This is a genomic window from Amycolatopsis dongchuanensis, assembly GCF_039542405.1.
Taxonomy (GTDB): domain Bacteria; phylum Actinomycetota; class Actinomycetes; order Mycobacteriales; family Pseudonocardiaceae; genus Amycolatopsis_E; species Amycolatopsis_E sacchari.
This window is the reverse complement of sequence record NZ_BAABIB010000029.1, coordinates 1-25110: the sequence shown is the minus strand read 5'-3', so window position 1 is coordinate 25110 and position 25110 is coordinate 1. Positions and strand designations below refer to the sequence as shown.

At 71.0% G+C, this 25110-nt stretch carries 26 protein-coding genes; 15 read left to right on the top strand and 11 right to left on the bottom strand.

What is annotated here, in order from left to right; all coding sequences use genetic code 11:
* Positions 1 to 33: 33 nt before the first annotated feature.
* Together ABFX51_RS05845 and ABFX51_RS05840 are read right to left on the bottom strand one after the other, a co-directional pair.
* Complete coding sequence (locus tag ABFX51_RS05845; protein WP_091509960.1) at positions 34 to 522, bottom strand: polyadenylate-specific 3'-exoribonuclease AS; 489 nt, start codon at positions 520 to 522, stop codon at positions 34 to 36.
* Between the two features lie 13 nt (positions 523 to 535).
* The gene (locus tag ABFX51_RS05840) at positions 536 to 1294 is read right to left on the bottom strand and encodes a lysophospholipid acyltransferase family protein (RefSeq protein ID WP_091509957.1); all 759 of its coding nucleotides are present in this window, start codon (positions 1292 to 1294) and stop codon (positions 536 to 538) included.
* A gap of 181 nt (positions 1295 to 1475) precedes the next feature.
* Between ABFX51_RS05840 and ABFX51_RS05835 the strand changes: the two genes are divergently transcribed.
* Genes ABFX51_RS05835 through ABFX51_RS05820 form a run of 4 tightly spaced genes read left to right on the top strand, consistent with a single transcriptional unit; the run spans position 1476 to position 4929 of the window.
* Positions 1476 to 2231 (top strand): alpha/beta hydrolase, encoded by a 756-nt coding sequence (locus ABFX51_RS05835; RefSeq protein WP_091509956.1) that lies wholly within the window; start codon positions 1476 to 1478, stop codon positions 2229 to 2231.
* Positions 2228 to 2713, top strand: a complete 486-nt coding sequence (locus ABFX51_RS05830) for a hypothetical protein (protein ID WP_091509953.1) — start codon at positions 2228 to 2230, stop codon at positions 2711 to 2713. The genes ABFX51_RS05835 and ABFX51_RS05830 overlap by 4 nt, the downstream gene beginning before the upstream one ends.
* The gene (locus ABFX51_RS05825) at positions 2714 to 3862 is read left to right on the top strand and encodes a glutamate--cysteine ligase (protein ID WP_091509951.1); all 1149 of its coding nucleotides are present in this window, start codon (positions 2714 to 2716) and stop codon (positions 3860 to 3862) included.
* The gene (locus ABFX51_RS05820) at positions 3847 to 4929 is read left to right on the top strand and encodes a glycerate kinase (protein ID WP_091509948.1); all 1083 of its coding nucleotides are present in this window, start codon (positions 3847 to 3849) and stop codon (positions 4927 to 4929) included. Before ABFX51_RS05825 ends, ABFX51_RS05820 begins: the two co-directional genes overlap by 16 nt.
* Positions 4930 to 4951: 22 nt before the next feature.
* Here ABFX51_RS05820 and ABFX51_RS05815 read toward each other — a convergent pair whose 3' ends face one another.
* Entirely contained in the window at positions 4952 to 5665 is a 714-nt protein-coding gene (locus tag ABFX51_RS05815) for an LLM class flavin-dependent oxidoreductase (RefSeq protein ID WP_177228784.1), read from the bottom strand.
* An 82-nt stretch (positions 5666 to 5747) separates the two neighbouring features.
* Between ABFX51_RS05815 and ABFX51_RS05810 the strand changes: the two genes are divergently transcribed.
* Complete coding sequence (locus ABFX51_RS05810) at positions 5748 to 6344, top strand: TetR/AcrR family transcriptional regulator (protein WP_091509944.1); 597 nt, start codon at positions 5748 to 5750, stop codon at positions 6342 to 6344.
* A 7-nt stretch (positions 6345 to 6351) separates the two neighbouring features.
* Here ABFX51_RS05810 and ABFX51_RS05805 read toward each other — a convergent pair whose 3' ends face one another.
* The 3 genes from ABFX51_RS05805 to ABFX51_RS05795 are packed head-to-tail and all read right to left on the bottom strand — an operon-like array spanning position 6352 to position 8326.
* On the bottom strand, positions 6352 to 7062 hold the full coding sequence (locus tag ABFX51_RS05805) for an MBL fold metallo-hydrolase (protein ID WP_346052630.1): 711 nt from the start codon (positions 7060 to 7062) through the stop codon (positions 6352 to 6354).
* Positions 7063 to 7071: 9 nt separating this feature from the next.
* Positions 7072 to 7782 carry a DUF427 domain-containing protein gene (locus ABFX51_RS05800; RefSeq protein WP_091509940.1) on the bottom strand — a complete coding sequence of 237 codons (711 nt, stop codon included), beginning with the start codon at positions 7780 to 7782 and terminating at the stop codon, positions 7072 to 7074.
* Positions 7783 to 7810: 28 nt separating this feature from the next.
* Positions 7811 to 8326, bottom strand: coding sequence for a PadR family transcriptional regulator (locus tag ABFX51_RS05795; protein ID WP_091509937.1), 516 nt, complete (start codon positions 8324 to 8326; stop codon positions 7811 to 7813).
* An 87-nt stretch (positions 8327 to 8413) separates the two neighbouring features.
* Here ABFX51_RS05795 and ABFX51_RS05790 point away from each other — a divergent pair, with 87 nt between their 5' ends.
* Genes ABFX51_RS05790 through ABFX51_RS05765 form a run of 6 tightly spaced genes read left to right on the top strand, consistent with a single transcriptional unit; the run spans position 8414 to position 12338 of the window.
* Positions 8414 to 8962 (top strand): DUF3159 domain-containing protein, encoded by a 549-nt coding sequence (locus ABFX51_RS05790; protein WP_091509936.1) that lies wholly within the window; start codon positions 8414 to 8416, stop codon positions 8960 to 8962.
* The gene (locus tag ABFX51_RS05785; protein ID WP_091509933.1) at positions 8959 to 10206 is read left to right on the top strand and encodes a carotenoid oxygenase family protein; all 1248 of its coding nucleotides are present in this window, start codon (positions 8959 to 8961) and stop codon (positions 10204 to 10206) included. The genes ABFX51_RS05790 and ABFX51_RS05785 overlap by 4 nt, the downstream gene beginning before the upstream one ends.
* Positions 10207 to 10245: 39 nt before the next feature.
* Positions 10246 to 10440 carry a DUF2795 domain-containing protein gene (locus tag ABFX51_RS05780; protein ID WP_091509930.1) on the top strand — a complete coding sequence of 65 codons (195 nt, stop codon included), beginning with the start codon at positions 10246 to 10248 and terminating at the stop codon, positions 10438 to 10440.
* An 18-nt stretch (positions 10441 to 10458) separates the two neighbouring features.
* On the top strand, positions 10459 to 11478 hold the full coding sequence (locus ABFX51_RS05775) for a DNA topoisomerase IB (protein ID WP_091509928.1): 1020 nt from the start codon (positions 10459 to 10461) through the stop codon (positions 11476 to 11478).
* Positions 11479 to 11506: 28 nt separating this feature from the next.
* Positions 11507 to 12157 (top strand): HemK2/MTQ2 family protein methyltransferase, encoded by a 651-nt coding sequence (locus tag ABFX51_RS05770; protein ID WP_245783158.1) that lies wholly within the window; start codon positions 11507 to 11509, stop codon positions 12155 to 12157.
* The gene (locus ABFX51_RS05765; RefSeq protein WP_091509923.1) at positions 12135 to 12338 is read left to right on the top strand and encodes a CDGSH iron-sulfur domain-containing protein; all 204 of its coding nucleotides are present in this window, start codon (positions 12135 to 12137) and stop codon (positions 12336 to 12338) included. Before ABFX51_RS05770 ends, ABFX51_RS05765 begins: the two co-directional genes overlap by 23 nt.
* A gap of 42 nt (positions 12339 to 12380) precedes the next feature.
* On the opposite strand, the gene ABFX51_RS05760 is transcribed toward ABFX51_RS05765, so the two are convergent.
* The 4 genes from ABFX51_RS05760 to ABFX51_RS05745 form a co-directional block, all read right to left on the bottom strand.
* The gene (locus ABFX51_RS05760; protein ID WP_091509920.1) at positions 12381 to 13364 is read right to left on the bottom strand and encodes an iron-containing redox enzyme family protein; all 984 of its coding nucleotides are present in this window, start codon (positions 13362 to 13364) and stop codon (positions 12381 to 12383) included.
* Positions 13365 to 13393: 29 nt separating this feature from the next.
* A complete protein-coding gene (locus ABFX51_RS05755; RefSeq protein ID WP_091509919.1) occupies positions 13394 to 14545 on the bottom strand; it encodes a carboxylate-amine ligase in 1152 nt (383 codons plus the stop codon).
* A complete protein-coding gene (locus ABFX51_RS05750) occupies positions 14464 to 15939 on the bottom strand; it encodes an FAD-dependent oxidoreductase (protein WP_091509915.1) in 1476 nt (491 codons plus the stop codon). The genes ABFX51_RS05755 and ABFX51_RS05750 overlap by 82 nt, the downstream gene beginning before the upstream one ends.
* Before the next feature lie 786 nt (positions 15940 to 16725).
* Positions 16726 to 17751, bottom strand: a complete 1026-nt coding sequence (locus tag ABFX51_RS05745; RefSeq protein WP_245783157.1) for a DNA polymerase ligase N-terminal domain-containing protein — start codon at positions 17749 to 17751, stop codon at positions 16726 to 16728.
* Between the two features lie 141 nt (positions 17752 to 17892).
* Here ABFX51_RS05745 and ABFX51_RS05740 point away from each other — a divergent pair, with 141 nt between their 5' ends.
* Genes ABFX51_RS05740 through ABFX51_RS05725 form a run of 4 tightly spaced genes read left to right on the top strand, consistent with a single transcriptional unit; the run spans position 17893 to position 23414 of the window.
* Positions 17893 to 19176, top strand: a complete 1284-nt coding sequence (locus tag ABFX51_RS05740) for an ATP-grasp domain-containing protein (RefSeq protein WP_091509909.1) — start codon at positions 17893 to 17895, stop codon at positions 19174 to 19176.
* Between the two features lie 3 nt (positions 19177 to 19179).
* Positions 19180 to 21204, top strand: a complete 2025-nt coding sequence (locus tag ABFX51_RS05735) for a CocE/NonD family hydrolase (protein WP_091509906.1) — start codon at positions 19180 to 19182, stop codon at positions 21202 to 21204.
* A 30-nt stretch (positions 21205 to 21234) separates the two neighbouring features.
* On the top strand, positions 21235 to 22143 hold the full coding sequence (locus ABFX51_RS05730) for an alpha/beta hydrolase (RefSeq protein ID WP_346052624.1): 909 nt from the start codon (positions 21235 to 21237) through the stop codon (positions 22141 to 22143).
* Positions 22140 to 23414, top strand: a complete 1275-nt coding sequence (locus ABFX51_RS05725; protein ID WP_346052622.1) for a cytochrome P450 — start codon at positions 22140 to 22142, stop codon at positions 23412 to 23414. Before ABFX51_RS05730 ends, ABFX51_RS05725 begins: the two co-directional genes overlap by 4 nt.
* Positions 23415 to 23537: 123 nt before the next feature.
* Here the strand turns inward: ABFX51_RS05725 and ABFX51_RS05720 are convergent, their stop codons facing one another.
* The gene (locus ABFX51_RS05720; protein ID WP_425425907.1) at positions 23538 to 24602 is read right to left on the bottom strand and encodes an IS110 family RNA-guided transposase; all 1065 of its coding nucleotides are present in this window, start codon (positions 24600 to 24602) and stop codon (positions 23538 to 23540) included.
* Positions 24603 to 25110: the final 508 nt, after the last annotated feature.

Below are 25110 nucleotides of genomic sequence, written 5' to 3'. Positions count from 1 at the left end.
ACCGCAGCCGTCGCGCGTGGTGGGCGTCAGGGCTCAGCGGCGGGTGCGCTGGGCCTCGATGATCCGCCACCGCTCCAGGTTGAAGCGGGCGTCGGCGAGTGCGTCGTGTGCGTCGGCGGGTGGGGAGGGGAGCTTGGGCTTGCCCGCGTCCTCCCAGCGCTGGCGCAGGTCGCGCGTGAAGCGGGGCAGCTGGCGCGGCAGCGCGGGCATCGGGCCCCACAGCTGCGCCAGCGCGACGTGGTCGTACGCCGCGTACCAGGCCCACAGCTCGATGCCGCCGGGCGGCTTACCGAAGAAGTCCAGCAGGTCGGTGCGGATCCGCTCCCGGCTGCGCCACGCCGGATCCGCCGGCGAGGGCAGCTTCGGCAGCACGTGCTCCCGCACCCAGGGCCCCGCCTTGCCGGGGTCGAAATCGGTGGACACGGCGTAGAACTCCCGGCCCCGCTCGTCCACGACCCCTATCGACACCAGATCGATCGTCACGCCGTCTTCGATGAACTCGGTGTCGTAGAAGAATCGCACCGGGAAACTCTAGTCAGGACGCTTTCGACTCCGGGACCCGGTCGATCTCGCGGGCGGACTGGGCGGGCACCGCCGGGCGCACGCCCGCGGCCTCGGCCGCCATCAGCTCCTTGGCGCGGGCGGCGTAGATGTCCACGTACTCCTGGCCGGACAGCTCCATCAGGGCGTACATGATCTCGTCGGTGATCGAGCGCTCCACGAACCGGTCGCCCTGCAGCCCCTCGTAACGGGAGAAGTCCAGCGGCTTGCCGAACCGGATCTCCAGCCGGCGCGGCCGCCACATCTTCGAGCCGATCGGGTTGACCTCGTCGGTGCCGATCATCGCGACCGGGATCACCGGCACCTTCGCCTCCAGCGCGATGCGCGCGACGCCGGTCTTGCCCTTGTGCAGCCGCCCGTCCGGCGAGCGCGTGCCCTCCGGGTAGATGCCGAGCAGGTGGCCCTCACGCAGGAGCCGGATCGCGGTGTCGAGCGCCGCCTGGGCCGCGGTGCCGCCGGAGCGGTCGATCGGGATCTGCCCGACGCCGGTGAAGAACCACTTCTTCAGCCGGCCCTTGACCCCCTTTTCGGTGAAGTACTCCGACTTCGCGGGAAAGGTGACGCGGCGGGGCACCCGCAGGGGCATGAAGAACGAGTCGGCGACCGCGAGGTGGTTACTGGCGAGGATCGCACCACCCGTGGCGGGGATGTGCTCGGTGCCGGTGACCTTCGTGGGCCACAGCAACCGGAGTGCAGGCCCGAGCAGCACCCACTTGAGCAACCGGTACAACACCGCGCTTCGCCCTTCCGACCCGCCCGACCAGCTTCCCCCCAGGGTACGAACCGTGACCGGCCGAGCACAACGGCGCCTCCGCGAGGTGCGCGGCATCTCACAGGTCCGGCGGGCATGTGCTGATCGGCTCGCGCGTGCGACGATGGTGCGGGTCAGGTCAGCGGAGAAGGGCGGACGGATCATGCCCGTGCTCGCCGGTGCGGAGCCGTTCTCGCACACCGGGTCGGTCGAGGCCGGCGTGCTGCTGTGCCACGGCTTCACCAGCACGCCGCAGAGCATGCGGCCGTGGGGCGAGTACCTGGCCGAGCGCGGCTTCACGGTCCGCTGCCCGCGCCTGCCCGGCCACGGCACGTCCTGGCCGGAGCTCAACCGCACCACGTGGCACGACTGGTACGGCTGCCTGCGCACCGAGCTGCTCGCGTTGCGCGAGACGTGCGAGTCGGTGTTCGTGTTCGGCCTGTCGATGGGCGGCACGCTCGCGTTGCGCCTCGCCGAGGACTTCGGCGAGCAGGTCGCCGGGCTCGTGCTGGTCAACCCGTCGGTCACGACACTGCGCCGCGACGCGAAACTGCTGCCGCTGCTGGGCCGCGTGCTGCCGTCGGTGCCCGCGATCGCGAACGACATCGCCAAGCCCGGGGTGACCGAGCTGGCCTACCCCCGCACCCCGGTGCGCGCCGCCGCGAGCCTCGCGCAGCTGTGGCGCCTGGTGCGCGCCGACCTGGACAAGGTGACGCAGCCGCTGCTGCTGTTCCGCTCCCGCGCCGACCACGTCGTCGAGCCCGTCAACGCGGAGCTCGTGCTGGCGGGGGTGCGCAGCGAAAACGTCACCGAGGTGGTGCTGGAGAACAGCTTCCACGTGGCTACCCTCGACCATGACGCCCCGCTGATCTTCGAGCGCAGCGTCGAGTTCGCACACGAGCAGGTGGGATCGCGATGAACTCGCACGGCACCGACCCGGAGGACGTGGACGCGACGTTCGCGGCCATCGTCGCCGACCTGCGCGCCGAGGGCGTCGGCGAGTTCCTCGACGAACCCGTGGAGCCCCGGCCGGAGAAGGCGGAGCGCGCCGAGAAGGCCGAAAAAGCACCGCCGGCCGAGCCCGAGCAGCCGCAGTGGCGGACCGGGGGCACGGCGTGGGAGGACACCGTGCTCGGGGACGACCCGGCCGACGACGACGAGCACTACGTGCCGCCGGAGCCGCCGCCGCTCCCCCGGCCCGGCAAGGGCGCGTTCGTCGTCCTGCTGCTGTTCCTGATCGGCCTGTTCCTGCTGATCGCGCCCGGCCTCGTCGGCATCAACGCCACGGTCGGCACCCCGCTCGGCATCCTGGCGCTGGCGACCGCGATCGCGTTGCTGCTGTTGCGCGTCAAGCAGGGGCCGCCGGACGGCGCGGATCCGAGCAACGGCGCGCAGGTCTGAATGCGGATCGACTTCACACCGTCGCGGCGCTCGACGGTGGGGGCCGAGTGGGAGCTCGCCCTCGTGGACCGCCGCAGCGGCGAGCTCTCGTCGGTCGCCGAGCGCATCCTGGAGGCGGTGCGGCCGGACGGGCAGCGGGAACACCCGAAGATCAAGCAGGAGCTGCTGCTCAACACCATCGAGATCATCACCGGGGTGTGCGAGACGGTCGGCGAGGTCGCGGCGGACCTGAGCGGGTCGCTGGAGACCGTGCACTCGGTGATCGACCCGCTGGGCGTCGAGGTGTTCTGCGCCGGCACGCACCCGTTCTCCCAGTGGTACCAGCAGAAGGTCACCGACAAGGCGCGGTACCAGAAGCTCATCGACCGCACGCAGTGGTGGGGCCGGCAGATGCTGATCTACGGCGTCCACGTGCACGTCGGGCTCGACTCCCGCGACAAGGTGCTGCCGGTGCTCGACGCGTTGCTGAACTACGCGCCGCACCTGCAGGCGCTGTCGGCGTCGTCGCCGTACTGGGGCGCGGAGGACACCGGGTACGCGTCGAACCGCGCGCTGATGTTCCAGCAGCTGCCCACGGCGGGGCTGCCGTTCCAGTTCCGCGAGTGGGCCGAGCTGGAGCACTACGTGGACGACATGTTCACCACCGGGGTGATCGACCACCTCTCGGAGATCCGCTGGGACATCCGGCCCGCCCCGCACTTCGGCACGATCGAGATGCGGGTGTGCGACGGGCTACCGACGCTGGCGGAGGTGAGCGCGATCGCCGCGCTCACGCAGTGCCTCGTCGACGACTTCAGCGAACGGCTCGACCGCGGCGAGGAGCTGCCGCGGCTGCCGCCGTGGCACGTGCAGGAGAACAAGTGGCGGGCCGCGCGGTACGGGCTGGACGCGATCGTCATCCTCGACGCGGCCGGGCGCGAACGGCTGGTGACCGACGACGTCGCCGACCTGCTCGACCGGCTGGAACCGGTGGCCCGGCGGCTGGACTGCGTCGCGGAGCTGCGCGGGATCGAGACGATCCTCAAGCACGGGGCGAGCTACCAGCGGCAGCGCGCGGTGGCGCGGGAGCACAACGGCAGCCTCAAGGCAGTGGTCGCGTCTCTGGTGGCGGAGATGCGGGAAGGGAGTCCGCGGTGCCCAGAGTCGTGATCGCGCCGGACAAGTTCAAGGGAACGCTGCCCGCGGAGGAGGTCGCGGACGCCATCGCGGCGGGGCTGCGGCGGGCGGTGCCCGGCGTCGAGACGCTGGAGTGCCCGATCGCGGACGGCGGGGACGGCACGGTGGCGGCGGCGGTCGCGGCGGGGTTCGAGTTCGTGCCGGCCGAGGCGACCGGGCCGACGGGCGAGCGGGTGCGCACGGGGTACGCGCGCAAGGACGACACGGCGATCGTCGAGCTGGCGGCGGTGTCCGGGCTGAGCATGATGACCGAACTCGCGCCGTTGACGGCCACCACGCTCGGCGTCGGCGAGGTCATCGCGCACGCGCTCGACAACGGGTGCACGAAGGTCGTGCTCGGGCTGGGCGGCAGCGCGAGCACCGACGGCGGTGCGGGCCTCGTGCAGGGGCTCGGCGCGCGCCTGCTCGACGCCGAGGGGCGCGAACTCCCGTTGGGCGGCAAGGCTTTGCTGGACCTGGCGACGATCGACCTCAGCGGTCTGCGCAAGGCGGAGATCGTGCTGGCGAGCGACGTCGACAACCCATTGCTCGGCGAACACGGCGCGGCCGCGGTGTACGGGCCGCAGAAGGGCGCCACGCCCGAGGACATCGAGCTGCTGGACCGGGCGCTCGCGCACTTCGCCGAGGTCGTCGGCACGCAGTTCGCGGACGCGCCCGGCGCGGGAGCGGCGGGCGGCACGGGCTTCGGGGCGCTGGCGCTCCTCGGCGCGACGTTCCGCTCCGGGATCGACGTGGTGCTGGAGCTGACCGGGTTCGCGGAGAAGCTGCCCGGGGCCGACCTGGTGATCACCGGCGAGGGGTCGTTCGACGAGCAGACGCTGCGCGGCAAGGGCCCGGCCGGCATCGCGGCACGAGCGGCCGGGACGCCGGTGGTCGCGGTCGCCGGACGCGTGACGCTCGACCGGGAAACCCTGCGGCAGCACGGGTTTTCGGCCGGGTACGGGCTGACGGACATCGAGCCGGACGTCCAGCGGTGCATGACGGAGACCGCGGCGTTGCTGGAGCAGCTCGCGGCCCGGGTCGCGGAGGACTGGCTCTAGCCCGGGCCGCTGCGGTTCCCGGTCAGGGCTTCGCTTCGATCAGCGGTTCGAGGAGGCGGAGCTGGACGTCGTAGGGGACGAAGCCCGCCGTGAGGTCCCACATGACGTAGTCGATGCCCAGCTCGGCGGCGCGCTGGAGGTCCGCCCTCACCTGCTCCACCGAGCCGGACAACGGCGTGCGGTCGGCCTCGTCGAGCGGGGTTTCGGTGACCGGGTTGTTGACCCGGACGACGACGGGGCCGGGCTCGCGGCCGCTGGGCGTCGTCTCGCGGAAGAGGGTGAGCTGGTGTTCGAGGCTCTTCCAGTCGAAGGCCATGGGGTGCAGGCCGAGCCCCATCCGGCCGGCCCGTTCGACGGAGGCTTCGGCCTGGGGCAGCACGCCGATGAGGACCGGCACACCGCCTTCCCGCAGCGGCTTCGGCCCGACCTCTGATGGCGGGATGCGGTAGAAGCGTCCCTGGTAGCTCACGGGATCGATGACACTGGTGCCGAGCCGGATGGTCCGCGTGTGGGCCGCGACGTAGGTCACGGTCTCGATCGGGTCGAATACGCGGGCGTAGTACTGCGGCGGCCGCATGCCTTCCCACGGCGGGTTGCGCGGCTCGACGGGACGGAGCAGGCGTTCGAGCGCCCACACCGAGTCGTACCCCAGCGCTTCCGCGCGCTGGGCGAACGCGACGATCCGGTCCGGGGCGGCTTCGTCGCTGTAGTGGGGCAGTCCCAGTCCCAGTTTCACGCGGGGATCCTTTCTGGGTTGATGAACCCAATTCGTACTCGCCAAATCTGGGTTGCGCAACCCAGTCCGGTAGACTGGCGTCGTGACGTTGACCCGCAAAGGCCAGGCGACCAGGGAACGCATCCTGGAGGCGGCGGCCGAGCTCATCGCCCACCGCGGCGTGGCGGGCACCAGCACCGAGGACGTGCGCAAGGCGGCGGGGATCAGCGGGTCGCAGCTCTACCACTACTTCGACAGCAAGCAGGCCCTGATCAGGGCGGTCATCCTCCGCCAGGCCGAGGCGCCGCTCGTGCCCGGCGAGCCGGTCATGGGCCCGCTGGACAGCTTCGAGGCCCTGCGTGCGTGGGCCGACGCCGCGGTCGAGCACCAGGAGCACAACCACGGCCGCGGGGACTGCACGCTGACCTCACTGGCGGGCGAGCTCGGTCCGGCCGACGACCAGCTCCGCGAAGACCTGTGCAACGTGTTCGAACGCTGGCAGTCGCTGCTGCACGACGGCCTGAAGGCCATGCGGGAACGGGGCGAGCTGCGCGCCGAGGCCGATCTGGACGAACTGTCGATGGCACTGCTCGCGGCGCTGCAGGGCGGCGGGCTCCTCAGCCGGACGCTGCGCACCGCCGAACCCCTGCGGGCGTCGATGAAGGCGGCGCTCGCCTACGTCCACTCCTTCATGCCCTGACTGTTCATCAGCCCCCGAACATCGTCTTCCACTCGTCGAGGTTCTTGGGGCGGTAGACGAAGTTGTTCTCCCGCACCGAGGACAGGGGCGCCGAGGGCGCGGCGGAGTACTGGTGCCCGGGGAAGACCACGGGATCGCCGGGGAGGTCGGCCAGCGCGCGGAGGCTGTGGTACATCGCTTCGGCGTCGCCGCCCGGGAAATCGGTGCGGCCACAGCCTTCCAGGAACAGCGTGTCGCCCGCGACGAGCCGGTCGCCGAGCAGGAAGCACTGGCTGCCCGGGGTGTGGCCGGGGGTGTGCAGGAGCCGGATCGGGATCTCGCCGACGTGCACGACGTCGTCGTGGTCGTGGCCGGTGAGGTCGGTCGCGGACAGGCCGGTGACGCGCTGGACCCACTCGGTTTCGTTGCGGTTGACGTGCACGGGCACGGCTTCGCGGGCGAGCAGCTCGGCGAGCCCGGCGAGGGTGAAGCCCATCATGCTGCCGCCGACGTGGTCGGGGTGGTGGTGCGTGGCGAGGACGCCGGTGAGCCGCATGTCGTCGGCGGCGAGGACGTCGAGCAGGTCACCCACGGCGTAGGCCGGGTCCACGACCACGGCCTCCCGCGTCTCCCGGTCGCCGATCAGGTAGGCGAAGTTGACCATCTGCGTGGCGACCGGGTCCCCGACGGCGAAGTCGCGGCCCGACAGCAACTGCCGGAAGTAGAGGCGATCCTGCATGGGGAAAGCCTAGTCGGCCGAGAACGGGGTCTTCGGCCGTTCCTCCTTCACACCGTCGACGTAGATGTCGACCTTCTCGTTGTAGAAACAGACCAGGCCCTGGACCTTCTGGCTCTCCGGCAGCGGCGTGCGGTAGTACCAGACGACGTCCTGGTGCAGCTTGTCCCCGACGCGCACCGAGTAGTACTCCGCCGAGCCCTTGTACGGGCAGCGCGTGATCGTGTCGCTCGGCTCCAGGAGGTCCAGGCGCACGTCGGTCTTCGGCAGGTAGTACCGCGTCGGCAGGCCGGTCTCGAACAGCAGGCGGGGGCTGTGCGAGTCGGCGACCGTGACGCCGTCGATCTCGACCCTCACGTGCCGGGAACTGCCCAGGATGTCCACGCGCTTGTACGGGTCACGGGGGTGGACGAAGATCTCCTCGTCCTCCTCGAACCAGCTGTCCATCGCCTCGAAGTCGAGGCGCACGTGGCCGCGCACCTCGGGTTCGTCCTCGTACTCCACGCCGGCATCCACGGCCTCGCGCTCGCCCACGCGGACCGTCAGCGCCTTGCCGTCGCCGGGGACGAGCACGCCCTCGGCGAAGTCCTCCTTCGGCAGGTAGTACGCCGGGTAGTACGGCACCTCCCACACCAGCAGCGGCCGCAGTGTGTCGGCGACGACCTTGCCACCGAAGACCACCCGCACCCGCTTCGCACCACGTTCCACCTTCACCAGGCTCATGGTGAGCGCAACCACAACCCGGCCGCGCTTATTTCTCCGGCAGCCGCTCCAGCGCCCATTCGGCCCACTCCCGGTGCATCTGCGTGAACCGCAGGCCCCACTCCAGCGCGAGCCTGCCGTACACGGACAACGCGTCGTCGCCCCAGTCCACCTGGTCGTCGAGCTTGCGCAGGCGTTCGTGCTCCTCGGCCGCCGTCTCCGTCCAGCGCGCCAGGAACTCCCTCGCCTGGCCCGTTTCGACCGCGTTGAGGAAGAAGACCCGCAGCAGCACCTCGTTCCGGCGGTTCCGCGGCGGGGTCTCCATCAGCCACCGCCGCAGCTCCGCCCGCCCCTCGCCGGTGATCGCGTACTCCTTGCGCCCGCGCGGCCCTTCGGCGACGACCTCCAGCAGCCCGGCGGCGGCGAGCTTGTTCAGCTCGCCGTAGACCTGGCTCTGCGTGGCGGGCCAGACGTCGGTCAGCGCGAGGTCGAACTTCTGCATCAGGTCCCAGCCGCTGGCCGGACCCTCCGCCAGCAGACCCAGCACGGCGTGTCGGAGACTCATGGGCAGATCCTACCTTCCACTCTTGACAGGTCGAAGTCTCACCTTCTAACTTCGACCTGTCAATCTTGGAATGTTGAGGAGTGGTCGATGCACTTTCTGCGGAGTTTCGCCCCCTGGCTGGCGTACGCGGTCCTGGCCAAGGAGGTCGACTGGCGCTACAGCGCTCTGGCGGGCCTCCTGGTGTCGGCGGTGCTCGTCGTCTGGCAACGCCGTCGCCGCACGCCCTGGGACGCGCTGGTCATCGAACTCAGCGGCGCGTTGTTCTTCACACTCCTGACGGTGTTCGCCTTCGCCGCTCCGGACTCCCCGCTGCGCCACGAGATCGTGGCGCTGCCGTCGATCTGGCTCGCCCTCACCGCCTGGGGCTCGCTCGCCGTCGGCAAGCCGTTCACGCTCGGCATCGCCCGCACGATGATCGGGCCCGAGATGTGGGACAACCCGCTCTTCCGCCGCACCAACGCCGTGATCACCGCGGTGTGGGCAAGCGGGTTCACCTTCCACGCCGTCGCGTTGTCGCTCGTGCACGGCACGGTGGGCGTGATCGTGGTGGAGGTCATCGGGTTCGCGGTGCCGGCCGTGTTCACCATCCGCTACCCCGCGATCGTGCGCGCCCGCGCGCTGAAGGAGCTGTCATGACCCGGACGACCTTCCACCTCAAGGGCAACTACGCGCCCGTCACCGACGAGCTGACCGAGTTCGACCTGCCCGTCACCGGCTCGATCCCGCCGGAGCTGACCGGCTGGTACCTGCGCAACGGCCCGAACCCGCGCGACGAGTCCGCGCACTGGTTCGTCGGCGACGGGATGATCCACGGCGTCCGGTTCGAGCAGGGGCGTGCGGCGTGGTACCGCAACCGCTGGGTCCGCACCCGCAGCTTCGAGGACCCATCGGTGCGCCTCTACCGGGAGGACGGCACGGTCGACCGCACGGCGTCTCTCGCCAACACCCACGTCGTGAACCACGCGGGGAAGACCCTCGCGCTCGTCGAGTCCTCGCTGCCGTACGAGATCACGCACGAACTCGACACGGTGGGCCCCTACGACTTCTCGGGCAAGCTCACCACCGCGATGACGGCGCACCCCAAGATCTGCCCGGAAACCGGCGAACTGCACTTCTTCGGTTACGACGTGCGCGAGCCGTACGTGACCTACCACCGGGCCGACGCCCACGGCGAGCTCCAGCTGTCCCGTCCCATCGACGTGCCGGGCGCGACGATGATGCACGACTTCACCCTCACCAGCAGGCACGTCGTGTTCCTCGACCTGCCCGTGGTGTTCAGCCCGGGGCAGGGCATGCCGTACGAGTGGAGCGAAAGCTATGGGGCACGCATCGGTGTGCTGTCGCGGCAGGACCCGCACGGCGAGGTGCGCTGGTTCCCGGTCGAGCCGTGCTACGTCTTCCACACCCTCAACGCCCACGAGGCCGGAGACGCGATCGTGCTGCACGTCGTGCGGTACGCGCACCTGTGGTGGCCGGGGCACGAGGACGGGCCCGCGACGCTGTGGCGGTGGACCGTGGACCTGCGCACGGGCACCGTCCGCGAGGAGCAGCTCGACGACCGGCCGTGCGAGTTCCCTCGCATCGACGACCGGCTCGCCGGGCTCGACGTCCGCTACGGCCACGTCACGGCGGACGACGCGCTCGTGCGTTACGACCTGCACGGCGGCGGCGCCACCGCGCACGAGTTCGGGCCGGGCCGCAAGCCCGGCGAAGCGGTGTTCGCGCCGCCGAACTGGTTGATCACCTACGTGTACGACCGGGCGCGCGACGCCAGCGACGTCGTCGTCCTCGACGCGACGGACCTGCGCGAACCGGTGGCGACCGTGCACCTGCCCGCCCGCGTGCCCGAAGGGTTCCACGGCAACTGGATCGCGGACTGAGCCCGGTTTGCCCGCCCGGCCACCGGGTACTTCCGGGGCATGACGTTGCCCGAGGAGGACCGGCTCCGCACGCTGCTGTCCGATGTGGACTTCCCGTGCGACAGGGCCGAGCTGCTGCGGCAGGCCGCCGCGCAGGGCGCCGACGACGGCACCCTCGGCCACCTCGGCGGCCTGCCCGACCGCACCTACCGCGATCTCGGTGCCGTGACGAGCGCACTGACCGAGGCCGGATGAGAGCGGTCGGAGGTCAGGATGCGCCTGGCCAGGAGTGATCTCGCGAAGCCCGGCATCCGGCGGCGCCGCAGCGGCAAGGGCTTTCGCTACTTCACGCCCGAGGGCGAGCCGCTGCGGGACGAGGAGACGCTGCAGCGCGTGCAGGACCTGGTGATCCCGCCTGCCTGGCGCAAGGTGTGGATCTCACCGCGGCCCAACGGGCACATCCAGGCGGTCGGCATCGACGACGCGGGCCGCAAGCAGTACCTCTACCACGAGCAGTGGCGGCGGGAGCGCGACGAGCAGAAGCACGACCGCGTGCTGCGCCTGGCCAGGTGCCTGCCGAAGTGGCGTGAGCGGGTGGCGGCCGACCTCGACGAGCGCGGGTACACCAGGACCCGCGTGCTCGCCGCCGCGCTGCGCATGCTCGACCGGGGCGTGTTCCGCACCGGCAGCGAGGAGTACGCCGAGGCGAACGGCACGCGGGGTGCGGCCACGCTGCTCAAGGAAGACGTCAGCGTGCGCGGCGACGAGATCACCTTCTGCTACAACGCCAAGGGCAGCATCGAACGCAACCACAGCATCACCGACCCCGAGCTGGCGAAGGTCATCAGGGGGCTGCTGCGGGTGAAGTCCGGTTCGGACCGGCTGCTGGTCTACCGCGACCGGCTCGGCTGGCACGAGGTGCACGCCGAGGCCATCAACGAGCGGTTCAAGGAGCTGGCCGGGGACGAGTTCACCGGGAAGGACCTGCGCACGTGGCACGCGACCGTGCTCGCGGCGGCGGCGTTCGCGGCGGCGGGGCCGGTGAAGTCCCAGCGTGGCCTCAAGCGCACGCAGGCCGCGGTCATGCGGGAGGTCGCCGAGAACCTCGGCAACACCCCTGCCGTGGCGAGGAAATCCTATGTGGATCCACGGGTGGTGAAGGCCTACGAGGAGGGCCTCACCGTGGAATCGGCCCTGCGCCGGCTGGGTGACCGTGGCATCCACGGCGACGAGGACCGGCAGGTGCTGGAACGCGCGGTGATCCGGCTGCTGAACAAGCGGCCCCATGTTTGACCCGCTCCGGCGGAGGTACCACAGCCGGGTGTGGTTGCTGAGACTGCCCGGTGTCTACCGCCCGCAGGCGGACACCCGGTTGCTGTTGAGCGCGTTGCGGGACGCCCGGCTGGGCCGGCCGGCCCGGGCTTTGGATCTGTGCACCGGGTCCGGGGTGGCGGCGATCGCCGCGGCGCGGCACGGCGCCCGGCAGGTGACCGCGGTGGACCGCTACCTGCCCGCCGTGCTGAGCGCCCGGTTCAACGCGCGCATGCGCGGGCTGCCGGTCCGGGTGCGGCACGGCTCGGTGTCCTCCGTGGAGGGCCAGTTCGACCTCATCACCGCGAACCCGCCGTACGTGCCCTGCGCGTCGCCGGATCCCGCGCGCGGGGCGGCACTGGCCTGGGACGCGGGGTTCGACGGCCGCCGGTGCCTCGACGAGCTGTGTGACCGGGCGGCGGACCTGCTCGCGCCGAACGGGACCCTCCTCGTCGTCCACTCCGCACTGTGCGGGGTGTCGATGACCTTGGAATCCTTGCGGGACAAGGGGTTGAAGTCCTCGGTCGTGGCGCGTGCGCTGGAGCCGTTCGGCCCCGTGATGCGCAGCCGCATCGACTACCTGGAAAGCTCGGGCCTCATCGAACCGGGCGAGCGGACCGAAGAGCTGGTGGTGATCCGTGCCGACCGCATCGAACGCTGAACCACGCCGCGTCACGATCGAACAGGGCGGGCCGGTGCTCGTGGAGGGACCGGTGGAGCTGCGGCTGCCCGACGGGTCCACGGTGACCTCGGACCGGTTCGTCGTGGCGGTGTGCGCCTGCCGCCGCAGCAAGCGCTTTCCCTTCTGCGACACCAGCCACCGCAAGAAAGTCCGCGGTTGACCGTCCGGGGCCTCGCCACTGCGGCGAGGCCCCTCCTTTCGTTCAGGACCGCAGTGACGACCGGCCCGAGTGCCACGCCGACAGGACGTGCGTGGCGAACCGGGCCTCGACCAGGTTCGTGGCCTGGATGCCGAACACGACGTCCGCCGCGAGCTCCGGTTCGTCCGCGAGGAGGCCGCCGATCACGTCGTGCCGCATGACCTGTTCGTGCACGGCGTCGGCCTCGATGTGCTCCGTGAAGAACAGCTTGCACGCGTCCGGCGCGGCCAGCCGGTTCAGCGCCTTCTCCATGCGCATCGCGCTCGGCGCCGTCGTGATCTCGGCCGCCGCGAAGTGGCCCACCAGCGCGCCGCGCAGCCGCCGGTGCAGCCCGAACAACGACATCAGGTTGACGACCGCCAGCATGCAGCCCGGCGCCTGGTCCAGGTAGTGCAGGTAGCCCGAGTCCAGCCCGGCGGCGTCCATCAGGTCCGCGTACAGCCGGGAGTGCAGGCGCTCCGCCCGGCCCCCGCCGAACTCGTCGAACTCCACGGCGACCAGCGCGGCCTTCGCCCGGCCGCGCAGCCGCGGGATGACCCACGCGTGCGGGTCGGCCTCCTTGAGGTGGTAGATCGAGCGGAGGGTCAGGTACTCCCGCATGTGCCACCACTCGCCCTGCTCGGCGAGGAAGTGGCTGATGCCGGTGCCGTCGATGGGTTCGACGAGCAGCTCGTCGAGTTCACCGCGCACGTCCTCGCCGCCCGCGGTGTGCGCCCGCAGCCCGGCGAGGAACACGCGCTCCATCGCGCCGCGCAGCCGCAGCAGCTCCGGGTCCCACTCCCACTCCGGGTCCACGCCTGGCAGGCCCTGGTAGTGCAGCTCGTAGCACACGTGCAGCGCCAGCTGCAGGTCCTCGCCGAACGGGTCGGCGTCGCCGGTCACGGGCAGTTCCGGGAAGTCGCCACGCTCGTCCCGGCGCAGCGAGTCCAGCACCGCTTCCGACAAGGGGCCCCTGGCCTCGGGCAGCACGGCAACAGCAGTCGTCATAACGGGTGAATACCCGCGTTTTCCTGCTGCTACGCCTCACCCGTCAGCATTGTGAGCAACGCGGGCAACCCCGCGGCGAGTGCGTGGCGCTGCCGGCGTGCGCCGGTGCCGTCCCGCAGCAGGCGCCGCACCCCTTCGCGCACGAACTCCAGGTCGCCGGTGTCCTCCAGCGCGGGCCGCACGTGCTCCAGCAACGCCGCGACGACGCGCTCCACGGGCACCTGCTGGGCGAGTGCCGGGTGCACGGCGCTGCCGTCGAGGCCGTCCCGTGCCGCGGTCCACACCGCCGCGGCGGCGACCTGTCCGGACAGCCGGGGCGCGGCCAGCCCCTGCGCCAGGTCGGCCAGCGCGCGTCTCACCAGCGCGCGGGACAACAGCGCCTGCAAGACCGCCTCGTCGACGGTCAGCGCGGTGTCCGCGACGCGGAACTCGATGGTGGGCAGCCTGCTCGGCAACCGGACGAGCCAGAACGACATCGCCTCGTCCACCAGTGCACCGCAGTCCACCAGCCGCGCCACTTCGTCGTCGTAAGCGGCGAGGTCGGCGAAGTAGGGCGGCACGCCCGAGCCCGGGAAGCGCGACTGCTGCACCATGCGCCAGCTGCCGTAGCCGGTGTCGCGGCCGTGGTCGAACGGCGAGTTCGCCGACAGCGCCAGCAGCGCGGGCAGCCAGGGGCGCAGGTGGTTGAGCACCGCGACACCCGTCTCCCGGTCCGGCATCCCGACGTGCACGTGGCAGCCGCACGCCTCGTAGTCGGCGACCATCCCCCGGTACAGCTCGTCGATGCGCGCGAACCGGCCGTCGTTCGCGCCCAGCACCGCGGGTCCGGAAAGGACGGACGTGCCGGTGGCGGCGACGGCGGTGCCGTGCAGGCTCGCGGCCTCGCGGAGAAAGCGCCTTCCGCGGCGGAGCTGCGCCCGGAGTTCGTGTCCCGTCGTGCAGATCCCCGTCGCGGATTCCACTTGCGTGGCACGGAGTTCGGGTTGCAGGCTCGCGCCGTCCGGTAGCGGCGGATGTCCTTCGAGCACGCGGGCGGCACGCGGCACGGTGGCGCCCGTGGCGGGGTCGAGGAGCAGGAACTCCTCCTCGACCCCGAGGGTCAGTCCGCCACAGGCGGCAGCGCCCGCGTCGCCGGGCCCTGGACCACCGAGCCGTCCGTGCCGAACCGCGATCCGTGACATGGGCAGTCCCAGGTCCTTTCGGCGTTGTTGAAGGCCACCAGGCAGCCCAGGTGCGTGCACCGGGCGTTGACGCTGCGGACGGTGCCGTCCTCGTCGCGGTAGGAGGCGACGAACTGGGTGCCCCGCCGGGTCACCTTGCCCTCGCCGACGCTCGGCAGCCCGCCCGACGTGACGGCACGCAGGTGGTCGGTCACGAGGTGCTTGGTCACCTGGCCGTTGTTCTCCGCCAGCTTCACCGACGACCGCAGGTCGAAGCGGTAGGGGTCGTACAGGCCGGCGTACTCGCTACCCTCGCCGCGGATCTCCTTGTCCAGCAACAGACCCGCGGCCGTGCCGCCGGTCATCCCCCACTGCCCGAAGCCCGTCGCGACCCACAGGTGGCGCGTGCCCGGGTGGTAGCGACCGACGTACGGGACGGAGTCCAATGTGGACATATCGTGCGCGGACCAGCGGTGCGTCACGCGGCGGACGCCGAAGCGCGTGGCCACGTCCGCGAGCGTCTCGTACCGCGCCTCGACGTCCACGTGCTCGCCGGTGCGGTAGTGCTCGCCGCCGACGATCAGCAGGCCGTCGTAGCCACGCACGGAGTGGTGCGTGTCGGCGTCCAGGTACATGCCGGGCGGCGGGTCACCCTCACCCGTCACCACGAGGTCACGCGTCGGTTCGAGGCGGGCGAAGTACAACCCGCGGTCGAGGATCGGGTAGTGCGTGGCGATCACGACGTCGGCGGCGCGCACCTGGCCGCCGCGCACGTGGACGGTCGGCACGGGGCGCTCGTCGACGCGCTGCACCCGGGCCTGCTCCAGGATGGTGCCGCCGAGGCCCTCGATCGCCGCGGCCAGGCCGAGCAGCCATTTGCGCGGGTGGAACTGCGCCTGCTCGGTGACGCGCACGGCGCCCACGACGTCGACGGGCAGGTCCACGTCCGTCACGAAGGTCGCGGGCAGGCCGGCCTCCTGTGCGGCGTCGGCCTCCTCCTTGAGCTTGCCGACCTGCTTGTCCCGGGTGGAGTAGACGTAGCTGTCCCGCCGCTCGAAGTCGCAGTCGATGCCCAGCTCCGCCGAGGTGCGCTCGATCCAGTCGATGGCGTCGGACTGGCTGCGGGCGTACTGGCGCGCGCCGTCGGTCCCCTTGCGGGACTTGAGCGTGGCGTACTTGAGGCCGTGCTGGGCGGAGACCTTGGCGGTCGTGTGCCCGGAGACGCCGCCCGCGACCTGCCCCGCCTCGGCGACGAGCACCGAGCGGCCCGCGTTGAGCAGCGCGTACGCCGTGGTCAGGCCGGCGATCCCGGCCCCGATGACGACCACGTCGACCTCGGTGGGCAGGGGCCGGGTGGCCCGGTCGGGCGACGGGGCGGTGTCGACCCACAGTGACAGGGGCGGGGGCAGCTGCATGGCCGGGGAATGCCCAGGCCGGGAGGGGAGAAAACCTGGCGGGGCGGCTGGGGTGGGGGTTCGCGGGGCGGGGGTGGGTTCGGCGGCCGGTGGGGTGGGGTGGGTTCGGTGGCCGGTGGGCCGGTGGGGTGGGGTCTTGGTGGGGGGCGGGGGGCTCAGGGCGGGTGGGGTGGCTCCGGGACGGCGCGCCTGACTTCGGCGCCTCCGAGGCCCTCGCCCGCCCGGGGGCGGTAGCCCAGGGCGGGGGCCGCGGGGCGGCGCGCCTCGTCTCGGCGCCTCCGGCTCGCCCGGCTGTAGCCCAGGGCGGGCGTCGCCCCCGCCTGCGCGGCGGTATGCCTCGCCTCCGCGCCTCCGAAACCCCGGCCTCTGTGGCAGTGGTAGCCCAGCGTGGACGGCTGCGGCTGAGACCCGGCCTCAGCGAGCCAGGCCTCACCAGGGCGCCTCTGAGACCCCCGCCCTGCCCAGCGGCGGTAGCCCGTGGCGAGCCGCACGGGCCAGACCTGGCCTCCGGAGCGGCGTAGCCCAGGGCGAGCGCTGCGACCGAACCCGGCCCGCGCGCGGCGGCATGCCTCGCCTCCGCGCGCGCCGCCCGGCGGCGGCAGGCCACCGCGAGCCGTGCGGGCGAGACCCGGCCTCCGCAGCGGCATGCCCCACCCCCAGCGCCGTCGAGACCCCGCCCTGCCCAGCAGCCGTAGCCCAGCGCGAACGCTGCGGCCCGGACTCCGCGGCGGCCCGGCCGCCGCGGGCGGCCCGCCCGGCGCCGCGGCCCCACCGCCAACCGCGGCCTCACCTCCGGCGTTTGACCACCCGCCAGTTCGCGCTGCGCTTGCCTGGCTCGTACTCCGAATCCAGCCGCTTGGCGGTCACCCCGGTGAGGCCGTTGTCCAGCGCCGCCGCCAGGACGTCTGCTCCGCCGCCGACGTAGTGCTGCGGCACGCGCCAGCTCTCGCCCTCCAGGTGGAGCTTGCGCAGCCGCTGGCGCCGCCGCGAGTACGGCTGGTCCAGTTGCGACCGCCCGTCCAGGTGCAGCACGTCGAACGGCAGGTACAGCACCGGGGCACTGCTGACCAGGCGTTTCGCGCTGCGGGCGTCCGGGGCCTCGGTGCGGCGGCGCAGCGCGTCGGGGCTGGGGCGGCCATCGTCCATGGCGATCAGTTCGCCGTCCAGCAGCACCTCGGTGGCTCCCAGTTCCTCGCCGAGCCCCTTCAACTCCGGGTACAGGTCGGTGATCTCGTGGCCGTCGGCGTGCCGCACCTCGATCCGGCCGCCCTCCACCCGGACCTGCGCCCGCTCCCCCTCCCAGAGGAACTCGTACGCCCAGCCGTCGTCATCCGGGGGCAGGCCGCCCTTGCGCGGCAGCATCGGCTGCACGAACACGGGTAACGCGGCGAAGTCCTTGCGCTGCGGCGGATCCACGCGCCGGACGATCCAGTCCCGCTGTTCCTCCGCCGAATGCCGGTTCACGAACACGTACTTGCCGCGCACCCGCGAACCGTGCAACACCACCTCGACCTTGTGGTCTCCCCAGTGCAGCGTCTCGTAGTGCCCGCGGTCCCAGATCTTCATCACGCCGCCGCCGTACTCCCCGGCGGGGATCGTGCCCTCGAAAGTCGCGTACTCCAACGGGTGGTCCTCGGTGTGCACGGCGAGCCGCGGGGTGTCCGGCAGCGGCGGCAGCCCCTTCGGCACGGCGAACGACACCAGCACGCCCTCACGCTCGAAACGCACGTCCCAGTGCAGGCGCCGGGCGTGGTGTTCCTGGATCACGAACGTGTCGTCGTTCCCGCGTGGCAAAGCTTCTTCGGCAGGCACCGGTTCCGGAGTCCGCCTGGGATTCCGTTTCCTCCGGTACTCGCTGAGGTCGGCCACAGCACGCACAGTACCGAATGGGGGGAGGGTTTATCCCTCTCCGCGCTCGGGGACCCGAATGGCCGAGATACGGAGGAGGAGCGAGTGGAGACCAAGAACATTTTCGTGGTGGGCCTGGACGACCCCAACCTGAGAACGCTGCGGCGGGTGCCGGGAGCCGAAAACTACCGGTTCCACCCGGTGCTCACGTTGTCGGAGATCCAGGAGGGGGAGATCCGCATCGCCGAACTGATCGACAAGGCCATCCAGCGGCTCGACGAGTTCGACGGCGACATCGACGCGATCGTCGGCTACTGGGACTTCCCCGTCACGTCGATCGTGCCCATCCTCAGCAAGCGCTACGGCGTGCCGCACCCGGACCTCGAAGGCGTGATCCGCGCCGAGCACAAGTACTGGAGCCGCCTCGAACAGGCCAAGGTGATCGACAACCTGCCGAAGTTCGCGCTCGTGGACCTCGACGGCGACGAGAAACCGCCCGCCGACCTGGACTTCCCGATGTGGCTGAAGCCGGTGAAGTCGTTCTCCTCCGAACTGGCCTTCAAGGCCGACGACGAGCAGGAGTTCGCCGACGCCGTGGAAAAGATCCGCGAGGGCATCGACCGGGTCGGCAAACCGTTCCAGTACGTGCTCGACCACGCACCGGAACTGCACCTGCCATCGGAGGTCGCGGACGCCGGTGCGCTCGCGTGCCTCGCCGAGGAATCGCTCGTCGGCGAACAGGCCGCGACGGAGGGGTACGTGCACGACGGCGAAGTCGTGCTCAACGGGGCGCTCGACTCGATAAACTACCCCGGCACGCCCTGCTTCCTGCGCCACCAGTACCCCTCGCAGCTGCCCGAGGAGGTGGTGGACAAGATGCTCGACGTGTCGAAGAAGGTGATCGAGCAGCTCGGCATGAACAACTCCACCTTCTCCATCGAGTTCTTCGCCTGCCCCGACACCGGCGAGGTGAACGTGCTGGAGGTCAACGCCCGGCACTCGCAGTCGCACGCGGAGATGTTCGAGTTCGTCGACGGCGTGCCCAACCACCACTGCATGGTGCAGCTGGGCCTGGGCAACCTGCCGGAAATGCCGCGGGGGCAGGGGAAGTACAAGATCGGCGCCAAGTGGTACCACCGCCGGTTCGAAGACGGCATCGTGCGCCGCCTGCCCACGCGGGAGGAGATCGAGCGGATCCAGCGTGACATCCCCGGCGTGGTCGTGGACCTCGTGCCGCGGGAGGGTCAGCGACTGTCCGATATGGACGCACAGGACAGCTACAGCTACGAGCTGGCGTTCGTCTACGTCGGCGCGGACAGCGAGGCGGAACTGAAGGAGAAGTACCAGCGGACGGTCGACGCGCTGCACTTCGAGTTCGAGGAGGTCTGAGACTTGCGGGCGGTCAGCTCACTGCCGTACGAGATCGCCGAGTCCGAGCACGTCTGGATACCGGTTTCGGACGGCACCCGCCTCGCCGCGCGGATCTGGCGGCCGGTCTGCTCCGACGACCAGCCGGTGCCCGGCATCCTGGAGTACATCCCTTACCGCAAAAGGGATCTGACCGCCGGGCGCGACTCCATCCACCACCCCTACCTCGCCGGGCACGGCTACGCGTGCGTGCGCGTCGACATCCGCGGCACGGGTGAGTCCGAGGGCGTGCTGGTCGACGAGTACCTGGAGCAGGAGCAGCGCGACGCCGAGGACGTGCTGGAGTGGATCGCGAACCAGCCGTGGTGCGACGGGAAGACCGGCATGATGGGCATTTCCTGGGGCGGGTTCAACTCGCTCCAGGTCGCCGCGCGCAAACCGCCGAGCCTGCGGGCGATCGTGATCTCGTCGTTCACCGACGACCGGTACAACGACGACTTCCACTACATGGGCGGCTGCATGCTGTCGGACAACCTCGCCGAGGCCGGCACGATGTTCGCCTACAGCACGCTCCCGCCGGACCCCGCGCTGGTCGGGGACCGCTGGCGCGACATGTGGGCCGAGCGGATCGAGGCGGTCGGCCCGTGGGTCGACGAATGGCTGCGGCACCAGCGGCGTGACGACTACTGGCGGCACGCCTCGGTGTGCGAGAACTACTCCGACGTCCAGGTGCCCGTGCTCGCCTCCAGCGGCTGGGCGGACGGCTACTCCAACGCCGTCACCCGGCTGCTGGCGAACCTCGACGTGCCGCGCAAGGGCCTGATCGGGCCGTGGTCGCACCGGTACCCGCACCTCGGCGAGCCCGGGCCGGCCATCGGCTACCTGCAGGAGGTCGTGCGCTGGTGGGACCACTGGCTCAAGGACGCGGACAACGGCGTGCTGGACGGCCCGATGCTGCTGGCCTGGATGCAGGACAGCGTGCCGCCGTCGACCGCGTACGAGGACCGGCCGGGCCGCTGGGTCGGGGAGCCGCACTGGCCGTCACCGCACATCAAGCCGGAGAAGTACTGCCTGGCGCCGCACCGGATCGCCCGGCCGGGCGAGGAGATCCCCGAACGCGGGCTGAGCGTCGAGTCGCCGCTGTCGGTGGGCCAGTTCGCCGGGAAGTGGGCGTCCTACAACGCCCCGCCGGACCTGCCCTACGACCAGCGGGAGGAGGACGGCGGTTCGCTGGTGTTCGACACCGACGAGCTGACCGAACCGTGTGAGATCCTCGGCGCACCCGTCGTGCACCTCGACGTCTGCGCGGACAAGCCGGTGGCGATGGTGGCCGCGCGGCTGTCCGACGTGGCGCCGGACGGGCGCGCGACGCGGGTGACGTACGGGTTGCTCAACCTGACCCACCGCGACGGGCACGACGACCCGCAGCCGCTGGAACCCGGAAAGCGCTATCACGTCGAGCTGACCTTGAACGGGATGGCGCAACGGTTCCCCAAGGGCCACCGCATCCGGCTGTCACTGTCCACTTCGTACTGGCCGCTCGCGTGGCCGCCGCCGGAGGCCGCGACGCTGACGGTGTTCACGGGGTCGAGCAACCTGACCCTGCCGGTCCGGCCGACGAACGAGGCCGACGAGGTGGGCGCGCACGTGTTCGGCGAGCCGGAGGGCGCCCCGCCCCTGCCGACGACGCAGGTCCGGCCCGGCAGGCAGAAGTGGCAGGTGTCGCGTGACCTGGTGAACTACGAGCAGACGCTGGAGATCCTCAAGGACTCGGGCACCAAGCGGTTCGACGACATCGACCTGGAGGTGTCACGTCGTGCGTACGAGCGCTACACGTCGGTGGCGGACGACTTCGCGTCGCCGGCGGGTCAGACGGACTGGTCGATGACCTTCCGGCGGGGTGACTGGGAGGCCAGGACGGACACGAAGATCCTGCTCACGTGCACGCCGGAGGAGTTCGTGCTGCACGCGAGCCTGGACGGGTACGAGGGCCCGCACCGGGCGTTCTCGCGGAACTGGCGGTACACCTTCCCGCGCGACCACGTGTGACGGACGGCGGGCTCGGGTACCCGACCCGCTGTGAAACCGAGCTTGCACGCCAGAGCGATGATCGCGGCGATGCGGCTGACGCGGCGGAAGCAAACGTTTGCCGACATCGCGAAGCTGCACAAGAGCCTGGAGCCGAGGCAGCGGCCCGCGGACGCGGAGCCGCCCGCCTCGGTCCAGGAGCAGGTCCTGGTGACGAAGCAGGAGATCCACGACCGCCCGGTCTACACGCTGCGGCCGCGGCGGGGCTACTCCTCGCGGCACGTGCTGTACTTCCACGGTGGTGCGTACGTGCACCAGATCCAGAAGGACCACTGGTCGTTCCTCACGCGACTCGTCACCGCGACGGGCTGCACGGCGACCGCACCGCTCTACCCGCTCGCGCCCGACCACCGCTACGACGACACGATCTCGATGGTCAAGGCGGTGTACAAGGAGAAGCTGAGCGGCCTGCCCGGCGACGACCAGATCCTCATGGGCGACTCGGCGGGCGGCGGCCTCGCGCTGGTGCTGGCGCAGTCGCTGCGGGACGAGGGCAGCCCGCAGCCGAAGGAGGTCGTGCTGCTTTCGCCGTGGCTCGACATCACGATGAGCGACCCGGCGCAGCAGGAGTACGACCGGCACGACCCGTACCTGGCGATCAACGGCCTGCTGGAGGCCGGACGGCTGTACGCGGGCGGGCTGGATCCGAGCGATCCGCTGGTCAGCCCCTTGAACGGGGACGTGACGGGGCTGGGTTCGCTGAGCGTGTTCGTCGGCACCCGTGACGTGCTGCTGTCGGACGCGCGGCGGTTCCGGGCGAAGGCGGCGGCCCACGGTGTCCCGGTGGAGTACTGGGAGTACGAGGACATGTTCCACGCCTGGATGATCGCGAGCTTCCCCGAGGCGAAGCAGGCTTCGGGGCGGATCGCGGACCTGGTCGTCAGAGGAGGCCGCACGTGACGGTACCGACCGCTTCCCGGCTCGACACCCTGAAAGTGGCGACCGGGGTGCTCGGCCCGGTGCTCGCCGGCGGGGTCATCAAACGGCGGCCGAAGGTGATGGGGCTGCTGGAGAAGGCGCAGGCCGACACCTCGGCCGTGCAGATCCTGCAGGACCTGCGGGCGAAGTACGCGGCCCCGCTGGTGCGGCTGGCGGTGCCGGGGCGGTCGTTCGCGCTGGTGCTGTCCGCCGACGAGGTGGGGCACGTGCTGGCCGAGTCGCCGGAGCCGTTCAGCCCGGCGAACCTGGAGAAGCGGCGGGCGCTGGAGAAGTTCCAGCCGCACGGCGTGCTGATCTCGGAGGGACCGGAGCGGGCCCGGCGGCGGGAGTTCACCGAGCGCGCGCTGGAGACGCCGCAGCCGCTGCACCACCTCACGCCGGTGGTGCTGCGGAAGGTGCAGGAGGAGGTCGCGGTGCTGCCCACGTCCGGGGTGCTGGACTGGAACCAGTTCGCGGGCGTGTGGTGGCGCGCGGTGCGCCGCATCGTCCTCGGTGACGCGGCACGGGACGACGACACCACGACGGAACTCCTGGGGCGGCTGCGGTCGTCGGCGAACTGGTCCTACCTCTCGCCGAGGCACAAGGGCCTGCGCGAGCGGACACTGGCACGCGTGCGTGCCCACCTCGCGCGTGCCGAGGCCGGGAGCCTGGCCGAAGCGGCCGGGACAACGGAGGAAGACGCAGTCGACCAGGTCGGCCACTGGCTGTTCGCGTTCGACGCGGCGGGCATGGTCACCTTCCGCACGCTCGGCATGCTGGCGACGCACCCGCACGCCCGGCAGCTGGCGCTCGAGGAGGTCCCGTCCGCGCCAGACCTCCCGTACCTGCGCGCGAGCGTCCTGGAGACGGTCCGCCTGTGGCCGACAACCCCAGCGATCCTCCGCGACACGACGAAGGAGGTCGAAGGCCTCCCGGAGGGCACGGGCCTGCTGATCTTCGCCCCGTTCTTCCACCGGGACGACCAGAACCTGCCCTACGCACACAGCTTCGCCCCCGACATCTGGCTCGACGGGCGGGCGCAGGAGAACCCGGCACTGGTCCCGTTCAGCGCAGGCCCCGGCGAATGCCCCGCACGGAACCTGGTGCTGATGGTGACGAGCGTCTTCCTGGCGAAGATGCTGGAAACGCGGGACTACCTGCTCACCTCAGGACAGCAACTGGGCCCCGCCACCCCCCTACCGTCCACACTGGACAACTTCGGCATGACGTTCTCGGTGCGGCCGAAGCGATAGCGACACCCGGCACCCACAGACACCCGGCGATGCGAAGCGAGCAAAGGCCCACCGCCCGGCCCTCCCCCGACCCCGATCCCCAGCTGCCTTAGCGGTTGGCTCACCGGGATGCTCCTATGGTTGTCAAGGGATGTTTGTGCTGGTGGTGGGGTGGTGGAGGGTGTTGTAGATTTCGCGGGCTAGGTAGCGTTTGAGGCAGCGGATGATGTCTTGTGTGGATAGTCCTTGGTGGGTGCGGCGGGTTTTGTAGGCCTGGGTTCGGGGGTCCCAGCGGAGTCGGGACAGGGCGATGCGGTAGAGGGCGGCGTTGGCTTGGCGGTCGCCGCCGCGGTTGAGGCGGTGGCGGTCGGTGCGGCCGGAGGAGGCGGGGATGGGGGCGACTCCGCACAGGTGGGCGAACGCGGCCTCGGAGCGTAGCCGGTCCGGGTTGTCTCCCGCTGTGAGCAGGAGCTGTCCGGCGCAGTCGGGTCCAACACCGGGCAGGGCGAGCAGGGCGGGGTTGAGGAGGTTGACCAGGCCGGTGATGGCGGTGTCGAGCTGGTCGATTTCTGCGGTGAGGTGCTGGTAGCGGACGGCGAGGTGGTGCAGGGCCAGACGCACCGCGACGGTGGGATCGGTCAGGCCGGGACTGGTGTCCGGGGCGGGGGCGCAGAGGGTGATGATGGCCGGCAGGCGCCGTCCGCGCAGCTGGTCGCGTAGCGGCTCGGGGGCGGTCACCAGCAGGGCATGGACCTGCTGGGCCACGATCTTGCGGGCGGTGACCGCCGAACGGCGGGCGATCCGGAGCGCGCGCAGGGCCTCGAGGTGGCCGTCCCGGTTTTTCGGGGTGCTGATCCGTTCCCCGGTCAGCGCCGCGCGGGCGGCGGCTTCGGCATCGATCGGGTCGGACTTGCCCCGTGCCCGTCGTGTCCGCCGGTCCGGGCGATCCACCTCTACCACCGTGATCTGCCGGCCGGTCAGATACCGGGTCAGGCCCGCACCATAGGCACCGGTGCCTTCCACCCCCACTATGCGCAGCGCACCGAACGATTCCAGCCACCGCGCCAGCTGTGCGTATCCGGGCCCGGTCGCGGGGAAGGTCTGCACGCCCAGCAGCTGGCCGGTCGTGGCCAGCACCGCCGCCGCGGTATGGGTGTCGCGGTGGGTGTCCACCCCGCCCACCACATCCCCGGCCTCCTGGCCAGGGATGTCAGCAGCCCCGGATTGTGTCATCGTAGTCATGGCCATCCTGTTCATTCCGGGAGACAAGGGCCGCACTCACCGGGCCGGGGCGGATGGACAAGACAGTGACGGGTCGCCTGCGGCAACAGGCTCCTATGAAGTCACACCACCCCGCCCGGTGAGCACACGCGACCACCAGCCCGGCAGGACAAATCCCGGCAAAGACACCACAGGTCAGTCAAGGGTCGAGTCACACACCGAACCAGCAGCCACGCACCCATCATCCTCACTGTCAAGGGTGGCGCAGCCATCGCGAAGCGACGCCGAAGGCGCCCTTGACGCGGTGAGCCAACCGTTAAACGATCAAGGGGATGGGGCGGGGGTGGGCCTACTCGGCAGGGCGGCCACGCCCGGTGGACCCCGGTGCCTGGGCTCTTGAGTGCGGCAGGGATCAAAGACAAAAGAAAAAAGAATGCCTCGCCGGCGGGCAATACCGCTAAGTTAGGCGGTTTGGGTGAGGAGTCGGATGCGTGGT

Bases quoted from the DNA above. Each gene is read 5' to 3' on its own strand.
- ABFX51_RS05800 (WP_091509940.1), bottom strand. From the start codon at position 7,782: ATGAGCCTGGTGAAGGTGGAACGTGGTGCGAAGCGGGTGCGGGTGGTC.
- ABFX51_RS05755 (WP_091509919.1), bottom strand. From the start codon at position 14,545: ATGTCACGGATCGCGGTTCGGCACGGACGGCTCGGTGGTCCAGGGCCC.
- ABFX51_RS05805 (WP_346052630.1), bottom strand. From the start codon at position 7,062: ATGCAGGATCGCCTCTACTTCCGGCAGTTGCTGTCGGGCCGCGACTTC.
- ABFX51_RS05790 (WP_091509936.1), top strand. From the start codon at position 8,414: ATGCACTTTCTGCGGAGTTTCGCCCCCTGGCTGGCGTACGCGGTCCTG.
- ABFX51_RS05785 (WP_091509933.1), top strand. From the start codon at position 8,959: ATGACCCGGACGACCTTCCACCTCAAGGGCAACTACGCGCCCGTCACC.
- ABFX51_RS05795 (WP_091509937.1), bottom strand. From the start codon at position 8,326: ATGAGTCTCCGACACGCCGTGCTGGGTCTGCTGGCGGAGGGTCCGGCC.
- ABFX51_RS05775 (WP_091509928.1), top strand. From the start codon at position 10,459: ATGCGCCTGGCCAGGAGTGATCTCGCGAAGCCCGGCATCCGGCGGCGC.
- ABFX51_RS05830 (WP_091509953.1), top strand. From the start codon at position 2,228: ATGAACTCGCACGGCACCGACCCGGAGGACGTGGACGCGACGTTCGCG.
- ABFX51_RS05760 (WP_091509920.1), bottom strand. From the start codon at position 13,364: ATGACGACTGCTGTTGCCGTGCTGCCCGAGGCCAGGGGCCCCTTGTCG.
- ABFX51_RS05750 (WP_091509915.1), bottom strand. From the start codon at position 15,939: ATGCAGCTGCCCCCGCCCCTGTCACTGTGGGTCGACACCGCCCCGTCG.
- ABFX51_RS05780 (WP_091509930.1), top strand. From the start codon at position 10,246: ATGACGTTGCCCGAGGAGGACCGGCTCCGCACGCTGCTGTCCGATGTG.
- ABFX51_RS05835 (WP_091509956.1), top strand. From the start codon at position 1,476: ATGCCCGTGCTCGCCGGTGCGGAGCCGTTCTCGCACACCGGGTCGGTC.
- ABFX51_RS05825 (WP_091509951.1), top strand. From the start codon at position 2,714: ATGCGGATCGACTTCACACCGTCGCGGCGCTCGACGGTGGGGGCCGAG.